The organism is Mesorhizobium sp. M2C.T.Ca.TU.002.02.1.1, from assembly GCF_003997225.1.
Genome location: NZ_RZTO01000396.1, coordinates 1 through 5,581, shown reverse-complemented (window position 1 = coordinate 5,581; position 5,581 = coordinate 1). Strand labels below are relative to the sequence as shown.

General features: G+C 65.1%; 6 protein-coding genes. 4 read left to right on the top strand and 2 right to left on the bottom strand.

What is annotated here, in order from left to right; all coding sequences use genetic code 11:
- Positions 1 to 16 precede the first annotated feature (16 nt).
- From EOD07_RS20320 to EOD07_RS20305, 4 genes are read left to right on the top strand one after another with little or no spacing between them, the layout of a single operon-like run.
- On the top strand, positions 17 to 898 hold the full coding sequence (locus EOD07_RS20320) for a branched-chain amino acid ABC transporter permease (RefSeq protein ID WP_127236737.1): 882 nt from the start codon (positions 17 to 19) through the stop codon (positions 896 to 898).
- Entirely contained in the window at positions 895 to 1,857 is a 963-nt protein-coding gene (locus EOD07_RS20315; protein ID WP_127236736.1) for a branched-chain amino acid ABC transporter permease, read from the top strand. The genes EOD07_RS20320 and EOD07_RS20315 overlap by 4 nt, the downstream gene beginning before the upstream one ends.
- Complete coding sequence (locus EOD07_RS20310; protein ID WP_127236735.1) at positions 1,854 to 2,582, top strand: ABC transporter ATP-binding protein; 729 nt, start codon at positions 1,854 to 1,856, stop codon at positions 2,580 to 2,582. The genes EOD07_RS20315 and EOD07_RS20310 overlap by 4 nt, the downstream gene beginning before the upstream one ends.
- Positions 2,575 to 3,303, top strand: a complete 729-nt coding sequence (locus EOD07_RS20305) for an ABC transporter ATP-binding protein (RefSeq protein ID WP_127236734.1) — start codon at positions 2,575 to 2,577, stop codon at positions 3,301 to 3,303. Before EOD07_RS20310 ends, EOD07_RS20305 begins: the two co-directional genes overlap by 8 nt.
- Positions 3,304 to 3,424: 121 nt before the next feature.
- Here EOD07_RS20305 and EOD07_RS20300 read toward each other — a convergent pair whose 3' ends face one another.
- Both EOD07_RS20300 and EOD07_RS20295 read right to left on the bottom strand, forming a co-directional pair.
- Complete coding sequence (locus EOD07_RS20300; protein ID WP_127236738.1) at positions 3,425 to 4,822, bottom strand: sodium:proton antiporter; 1,398 nt, start codon at positions 4,820 to 4,822, stop codon at positions 3,425 to 3,427.
- 316 nt (positions 4,823 to 5,138) lie between these two features.
- Positions 5,139 to 5,581 (bottom strand): isochorismatase family protein (locus EOD07_RS20295; RefSeq protein ID WP_127236733.1); only part of this gene is annotated, 443 nt, incomplete at its 5' end.

The window sequence follows — 5,581 nt, the reverse complement described above, 5'->3', positions numbered from 1 at the left end:
GGGTAAGGGCGCGCTGATGCACTTCGGACCCCACCTCCTCCTCGCCGCTCTCGAAGGCCTCGTCACCTCCGCCGTGCTGGCGCTGACGGCGCTCGGCCTGTCGCTGGTGTTCGGCGTCATGCGCGTCGTCAATGTCGCGCATGGCGAGTTCTTCATGCTGGGCGCTGTGCTCGCCTGGGCGGTCTCGACGGCGATTTCCGGCCATCCGGCCATCGGCTTCGTGGCGGCGCTGGTGATCGCGCCCTTGCTGGTCGGGCTGGTCGCGCTCGTCGCCGAGCGCCTGGTGCTGCGCCGGCTGAACTACAATCCGGAAGGCACCATCGTCGCCACCATCGGCATGCTCTACATCATCCAGCAGCTGGCGCTGACCTTCTATGGCCCCGAGGCCCGCCCCGTGGAGCCGCCCTTCAGCTACCGCATCCTTTTGCCGTGGTTCGGCTATTCCGGCTACAAGCTGTCGGTGGTCGCCGCTTCCGCCATTCTGCTGGTCATCACCTGGCTGGTGCTGACCCGGACGAAGATCGGCCTGATCATGCGGGCCACGCAATATGACCGCGAGACGGCGCAGGCCTTCGGGATCCCGGTCGAGCGCGTCTATGCCGGTGTCTTCGCCGTCGGCGCCATGCTGGCGGCGATCGCCGCCGTGCTGATCGTGCCGATCAGCCAGGCGCATTACCTGATGGGGCAGGATCCGCTGCTGCTCTCCTTCATCGTCGTCATCATCGGCGGTCTCGGATCGTTGCGCGGCACGGTGGTCGCCGCCGTCCTGATCGGCCTCTCCGACGGCATCGTCTCGATGTTCTTCTCGCCGACGCTCGCCAAGATCATCGCCACGCTTGTGGTCGCCTTGGTGCTGGTGTTCCGGCCGCAAGGCCTGTTCGGGGCGACGTCCAGATGAGGGATGCTTCGCCGGCAAAGACCTATGCCTTGCATATCGGCGTCATCGCGCTTCTGTTCGCGCTGAACTTCGTCCTGCCGGATTATCACCAGGGTCTCTTCGCCCGCATCATGGCGCTGGCCGTCTTCGCCATGGGCTACAACCTGCTCTTCGGCTATGTCGGCCTGCTCAGCCTCGGCCACGCCATGTTCTTCTCCGCCGGCCTCTATGGCGCGGGCCTGACCGTCTATCATCTTGGCTGGGGCGTGCCGGAAGCCTTCATCGCGGGTGTCGCCTGCGGCGTGCTGCTGGCCCTGGCCATCGGCCTGCTCGCGCTGCGCACCTCAGGCGTCGCCTTCATGATCGTCACCATGATGTTCGCGCAGGTCTTCTACCTGCTCATCCTCTATTTCGCCGCCTGGACCGGCGGCGACCAGGGCCTCGTCATCCAGCAGGCATCGCGGGTGGTCTCGATCGGCGCCGCCGCCTTCGACTTGACCGATCCGACCGTGCGCTACATGAGCGCGCTGGCGCTGTTCGCGGTCGTGCTCCTCATCACTTTGGCCATCGTCCGCTCCCGCTTCGGCCGTGTCCTGGTCGCCATCCGCGAGAACGAGGAACGGACCAAGATGCTGGGCTACGACACGGTTGCCAACAAGCTTGCCGCCGTCGTCGCCTCCGGCGCCATCTGCGCCGCGTCCGGTGCCGCCTATGCCTTGCTGTTCGGCTATGTCGGCTCGAGCTTCGCGTCCGTGCAATATTCCATCCTGCCGCTGCTCTGGGTGCTGCTCGGCGGGGCTGCGACCACGCTCGGTCCGCTGGTCGGCACCCTGTTCATGTATTATGTCACCGACATCACCAGCGGCTTCACCTCCGCCTATCTGTTGATCGTCGGCGTGGCGCTCATCCTGCTCGTCCTGTTTGCGCCGAAAGGCATTATGGGCAGCATCCGCGAGCGCTGGCTGGGATGGCTGCCATGACGCCGCTGCTCACCACCAAGGGCCTGTCGCGAAATTTCGGCGGCCTGCGCGCCGTCGACGGCGTCGACTTCGCGCTCATGCCTGGCGAGATACGCGCCATCATCGGCCCCAACGGGGCCGGCAAGACCACCTTCGTCAGCCTGCTCTCGGGCCGTATCCGGCCGTCCTCCGGCACGATCGTCTTCGACGGCGCCGACATCACCGCCATGCCGGCTTATAAACGGGTTCGCCTTGGCGTCGCCTATACGTTCCAGATCACCAGCGTCTTCGCCAACCTTACCGCCTTCGACAATGTCGCGCTGCCGGTGCAGCGCACGCTGACCGACGGCCGCTCCAAGGGGCAGGTGAGGAGCGGCGTCATGGCGGCGCTGGAGCGCGCCGGCCTTGCCGGCCGCGCCGGCACTTTGGCCGCACACCTTTCCTATGGCCATCAGCGCCTGCTCGAAGTGGCGATGGGCCTGGCGCTGAAGCCGCGTTTGCTCATCCTCGACGAGCCGACGCAAGGCCTGGCTGACGGCGAGATCGACAATTTCATCACGCTGGTGCGCGAGATCGCCAAGGACGCCACCGTGCTTTTGATCGAGCACAACATGCCGGTGGTCATGCAGCTTGCGAACCGCATCACCGTCTTCAATTCGGGAAAGATCCTCGCCGAAGGCACGCCGGGTGAGATCCGCGCCAATGCGGAGGTACAGGACGCCTATCTCGGAGCGATCCATGGCTGACTCCGTTGGAACCGATGGCGGATTGCTCACCATATCCGGCCTTGATTGCTTCTATGGCGAGGTCCAGGTGCTCTACGGCCTCGATCTCGTCTTGAACAAGGGCGAGGTGCTTTGCCTGTTCGGCCGCAACGGCGCCGGCAAGACGACGACGCTGAAGGCGATCATGGGGCTGGTGCCGGCATCGGCCGGCTCGATCAAGCTGGACGGCAAGGAACTGACCGGGCTTGCCGCGCATGACGTGCCGAAGGCCGGCGTCGCCTATGTGCCGCAGGGCCGGCGTCTGTTCGCCGAGATGAGCGTGGCGGAAAATATCGAGATCGGCCTGATGGCGCGCGGCAAGGGCAGGCAGGTGCGGGAAAACGTGCTGGATCTCTTCCCGCTGCTGCGCGAGCGGCTGAAGCAGCGCTCCGGCACTTTGTCCGGCGGCGAGCAGCAGATGCTGGCGATGGCCCGCGCGCTCTGCCTCGAACCGCAAGTGCTGTTGCTCGACGAGCCGACCGAGGGGCTGATGCCGTCGATGATCGCGAAGATCCGCGAGACGGTGGCGAAGCTGCGCGAGCTAGGCGTCTCCACCATCCTTGTCGAGCAGCGTGTCGATGCGGTGCTATCGGTGGCGGATCGGGTTTGCTTCATCGAGAACGGCCGCAACCGCGAAACGGTCGATGTCGAGGCGTTGCGGGCCGATCCGTCGGCGGTGCGCAGATATGTTGGGGTGGGATAAGGATTACCCTCCCCCTTTGTGGGGAGGGTCGCTGCGAAGCAGCGGGGAGGGGGCAGCGCCGACCCCCACCCGGACCTTCGGTCCGACCTCCCGCAAGGGGGAGGTAAGGCGCCGCGCCGCCTCACCTGAAAAACAAATACCCGGCAATCAAAAACGTCGGGATCAGCACCGCACCCGACCAGGCCATGTAGCCGAAGAAGCCCGGCATCTTGAAGCCGCGGTGCCTTGCGATGGCGAAGACCATGAAGTTCGGCGCATTGCCGATATAGGTGTTGGCGCCCATGAACACCGCGCCGGCAGAGATCGCGGCAAGCGTCGAGGCGGCCTCCGTCATCAAGTGGTGCGCATCGCCGCCGGCAAGCTCGAAGAACACCAGATAAGTCGGCGCGTTGTCGAGGAAGGATGACAGCGCCCCGGTCAGCCAGAAATAGGCAAGGTCGTTGGGCCGGCCGTCAGCGGATGTGACAAGCGCCACCAGCGGCGCCAGCGCGCCGTCATGGCCTGCTCGCAGGATGGCGATGACCGGCACGATGCAGATGAAGATGCCGGCAAACAATTTCGCCACCTCGGCGATCGGCCCCCAGGTGAAGCCGTTCGCTTGCCTGTGGCTCTTGTACGAGACTTTTAGGGACAGGAAGGCCAGCGCCAGGATGATGGCGTCGCGCACCAGGTTCTGCAGCTCGAGGCCGACGCCGAAAACGGAAAAGTTCACCCCTGGCTTCCAGCTCGCCGAAAGCAGGATCGCGCCGATCACGCCGGCAAGCAGCGGCAAATTGGCCAGGCCGCGCAGGCGCACTTTCGTGTCCGGCGTCGGGTCCTTGATCTTCGGCATGCCGCCCTCGCGCCGATGCAGCACGATATCGAGCGCCAGGAAGACGATGAGCACCAGCCCGCCGGTGAACAGCGTCTCGCGCCACAAATTCGCGGTCGTCCAGAAGAAGTCGACCCCGCGCAGGAAGCCGACGAACAAGGGCGGGTCGCCGAGCGGGGTCAGCGAGCCGCCGATGTTGGAGACCAGGAAGATGAAGAAGATCACGACATGGGCGTTGAACGGCCGGTTGTCGTTGGCGCGCAGCATCGGCCGGATCAGGATCATCGAGGCGCCGGTCGTGCCGATGACCGAGGCGAGCAATGCGCCGATGAGCAGCAGGCCGGCATTGACGAGGGGCGTGCCGTGAATGTTGCCGGCAAGCAGGATGCCGCCCGAGATCGTGTAGAGCGCGAACAACAGGATGATGAAGGACAGATATTCGGTGAGCAGCGTATGCAGCACCGCTTCGCCCGCGGTCGGGATGCCGAAGGCGACCGCCAGAGGAACCACGACCAGCGCCGCCCAGGCCGCGGCGATCTTGCCGTAATGATGCTCCCAGACATGCGGGAAAAGCAGCGGGCCCGTCGCGATAGACAAGAGCAGGCCGGCAAAGGGCAGGCCCCACCAGAGCGGCATCGCCGCGCCGGGCAGTTCGTGGGTTTCGGCGGCGAAAGCTTGTGCCGGAAACAGCACCGCGATGGCTAGCAAAGCGAATGAGACAAACCCCTTCGTCGGGCCGCCGCACGCCTTCCCCTTCTCCCCTTGTGGGAGAAGGTGGATCGGCGCGTAGCGCCGAGACGGATGAGGGGTGCTCCAGCGGAGTGAGACGCTGGCTTTCCCTGGAACACACCTCATCCGTCGCCTTCGGCGACACCTTCCCCCACAAGGGGGGAAGGGGGAACCCGCATTCCGGCGCTGCAAACTAGCCATCTCCTCTCCCCTAGGGGAGAGGTCGGAGTGCCCCGGATTGCCCTTCGCAATTCGGTCGGCAATCCGGGTGAAGGGGACCTTCCCCACAGTCCGGTCAATCCGCCGAATGATCTTCGAGCGTCACGCCGGCTTCGCGCATGCGCTTCAGCATAGCCTCGACCGAGCCGTTGAGGTCGATGCCGCGGCAGGCATCGAGCCGCACGGTCGTCTTGAATCCCTGCTTGACCGCATCGAGCGCCGAGAAGGCGACGCAGAAATCGGTGGCCAGCCCGACCAGCGTGATTGTGTCGATGCCGCGTTCCTTGAGATAGCCGCCAAGGCCGGTCGGCGTTGTGTGGTCGTTCTCGAAGAAGGCCGAATAGGAATCGATCGCGGTACGAAATCCTTTGCGGATCACCAGCTCCGCCTTGCTCCAGGCGAGCCCGGAATGGAAATCGGAGCCGAGACTCCCCTGGATGCAATGATCCGGCCACAGCGTCTGCGGCCCGTAAGGCATCTCAATGGTTTCGAAGGCCTGCTTGCCGGGATGGCTGGAGG

Excerpts from the sequence above, each read along its gene's own strand:
- EOD07_RS20320 (WP_127236737.1), top strand. The coding sequence starts at position 17 with ATGCACTTCGGACCCCACCTCCTCCTCGCCGCTCTCGAAGGCCTCGTC.
- EOD07_RS20315 (WP_127236736.1), top strand. The coding sequence starts at position 895 with ATGAGGGATGCTTCGCCGGCAAAGACCTATGCCTTGCATATCGGCGTC.
- EOD07_RS20310 (WP_127236735.1), top strand. The coding sequence starts at position 1,854 with ATGACGCCGCTGCTCACCACCAAGGGCCTGTCGCGAAATTTCGGCGGC.
- EOD07_RS20305 (WP_127236734.1), top strand. The coding sequence starts at position 2,575 with ATGGCTGACTCCGTTGGAACCGATGGCGGATTGCTCACCATATCCGGC.